Below are 1,894 nucleotides of genomic sequence, written 5' to 3'. Positions count from 1 at the left end.
GGCGCCTTCCTGCGCGCTGCTGATGACGGCAGTACGCCGCCCCTGCACGTCGTAGAGATAGACCTTGTCGACGCCGTCGCCTTCGTTGGTCATCCACACGCGGCCCGCGTTGTCGTACTTGAAATACTCGACCTGCTCCTCGTCCAACGGTTGTCCATCGTCGACGCGCCGCGTCACGAGTTCGCCGAAGGCATTGAACTCCGAACGCTGATGCACGGGCACGGCGTTGCTGCTGACGGCCGAACCAACGGCCGGGCCCCGGTACTTCTCGATCCAGATTCCGCTCGCATTCTTCTGCCGAACCACCACAGAAGTCATGCCGGCGATACCACCGTCCTGCAGCGGAGTCTCCGACCATGTCATGGTCGCGCCGCCCGCCGCCGCCGCCGCCAGGAGCTCCTGCGACTCGTAGACCCGAGATTCATGGCCGAAGAGCGTCTGGTACTCCAGCGTCACCTGCACGGGGCCGCCCTTCGGGTCTGTCAGGCCAGACCAGGCGAGCTCGACGGTGTTCTGCGGGTTGCTCCACCTGATTTCACGAACCTGTTCACGCCAGTACCAGTTGTTGGTGCCCGTTGCAGACTCGAGGCGAGCCGCCGTGACCCCCAGTTGCACGGTGCCCTGCGACCCCGGCTCGATCAGGTCGACCTGACGGCCCAGTGCGTCGTACACGAAGACCTTGTAGCTGGTCTGAAGCGCGCCATCTCCATCGGTCACCGTTTGCCATTGCTTGGCCAGTCGGCCGGCGCGGTCGTAGGAGCTGTAGGTGCTGTGGCCTTCCGAGTCGCGCACTTCAACCGCGTGTCCATGGCTGTCGTAAACCGTTCGGGTATAGCGGGCCGCGACCGTAATCGGCGCGCCATCCTCGCCCAGGCCTTCTTCTTTCGGCACTTCGACGAACGCGGTGTAGCCCGACACGTCGGCGCTCGTCGCGCCGAATCTGTGCTCGATCTTCAGCACCACGTTTCCATGGGCATCGCGGATGAACTCCGTGACTGGACTCAGGCGGCGAACCACCCCATCTTCGGTGGCGATATCGCGCTGCGGTCCGACCACGGCGGTCACGCGGCCCAACGCGTCGTAGTAGCTGTGGGTGACGGTGCCATGCGCATCGGTGGCGCGGACCAGGTTTCCGACCGCGTCGTATGCGAACTCAGAGGTGAGGTTGCGCGGCGCGACGCGTTGCAGGGCACTGTCGTACACCTCGGCGTCCACTTGGGTTTCGGTGATCTTGCGGTTCAGACGGTCGTACGTGTAGCCGATCTTGCGGTCCTTGGCGGACACGGCACTCGGAACGGGCACGTCGGGCGAGGTCACCGGGACTTCGTACTCGGTCAGTGCGGTGACGTTGCCTGCCGCATCGAAGGTGCGCTCCGTCAGGTAGCCGAGTGCATCCACCGTGGCCTTGTTGCGGCGTGCTGTTGTTCAGGCGCGACTCGCCTTCGACCTCGCCGAAGGCGTTGTATCCGTAGGTGATGGTCCTCGCCGCCACGTCGGTACGCTGGCCGTACGCCGCGCCGCCGTCATAGACGTATTCCCGTTCCTCGGTGACCGCGACGGCACGGCCGGCGCGGTCGTACGCCGTCTCGATGGAGCGCGACTTGTCGGTCTCGAGGGTGCGTGCCTCCATCTCCTGCAGCGTGATCTCCGCAGCACCGCGAGCCTCGAGATCCGTGTCGGCGACGTGGCGCGTGAGCCGGGTCACATCGCCGAAGCTGTTGAGGTCGTACTGCGTGACGTAGCCCAGCGCGTCGATGTCGTAGCGCACGCGACCTGCGCCGTCGTAGACCTTGTGGCTCCAGTGGCCCGACACGTCGAGGTTGGCCACCGCATCGCCGAAGGCGTTGTAGACCGTGGTGGTGGACAGCGGGAGCAGGCCGCTTTCGTACCGCGC

Annotated in this window: 1 pseudogene; it reads right to left on the bottom strand. The window is 65.4% G+C overall.

The annotated features are described in order from the left end of the window. A pseudogene (locus E8D38_RS27610) lies at positions 1-1,317 on the bottom strand (hypothetical protein); the annotation flags it as partial. Positions 1,318-1,894 lie beyond the last annotated feature (577 nt).

The sequence above is a fragment of the Methylibium rhizosphaerae genome (assembly GCF_006386545.1).
In the GTDB taxonomy this organism is placed as follows: domain Bacteria; phylum Pseudomonadota; class Gammaproteobacteria; order Burkholderiales; family Burkholderiaceae_C; genus Pseudorivibacter; species Pseudorivibacter rhizosphaerae.
Note: the sequence above shows the minus strand (reverse complement) of the source record. Positions and strands in the feature narration are given on the sequence as shown.